Annotated in this window: 1 protein-coding gene; it reads left to right on the top strand. The window is 72.1% G+C overall.

Annotated elements, in window-relative coordinates; translation table 11 throughout:
• Positions 1 to 322: hypothetical protein (locus tag I6F37_RS38825; protein WP_225154194.1), on the top strand; the 322-nt coding region annotated here is incomplete at its 5' end.
• Positions 323 to 476: the final 154 nt, after the last annotated feature.

Genomic DNA, 476 nt, shown 5'->3' with positions numbered 1-476 from the left:
GGCCGACCGTAGCTTGCGGCCCATGACCAACACGCTCAAGGCCGTTCTCACCACCGCCGCTCTCGCGATCACGATCGCCCCGAGCGCCAATGCAATGCCGAACGGCGAGACCACTCAGGACCCGCAGGTCGCCGCGAAGTGGCACGCCTACGACGACGCTGCTCGCGCCGCGTACGTGAAGCCGGCGCCGGTCGCCGACGACGGCGGCGTGCCGCTGCCGATGGCCGGCGGCGTGATCGCGATCGTGATGCTGTCCTTCGGCGGCGTCGCCGCCGCGGCCAAGCGCCGCAAGATGGTCCGCCCCGCGTTCCCCACCTGCTGAACCTTCGGCCAGGCCGGCGCGTGCTTAGCTGGCGCGCGTGCTGGTGATGTTGATCTGCGCGGCGCTCGTCGCAGTCGGTGTCGTATTCGTTGCGCGCTGGGGAGCAGGCCCCGACAGGGCCATCGCCCCGGCGCGCGCCTGGCCGGTCCGGTAC

The organism is Bradyrhizobium sp. NBAIM08 (genome assembly GCF_020193935.1).
In the GTDB taxonomy this organism is placed as follows: Bacteria; Pseudomonadota; Alphaproteobacteria; order Rhizobiales; family Xanthobacteraceae; genus Bradyrhizobium; species Bradyrhizobium yuanmingense.
The sequence above is the reverse complement of the archived record's forward strand: the minus strand, read 5'-3'. Positions and strand labels throughout refer to the sequence as shown.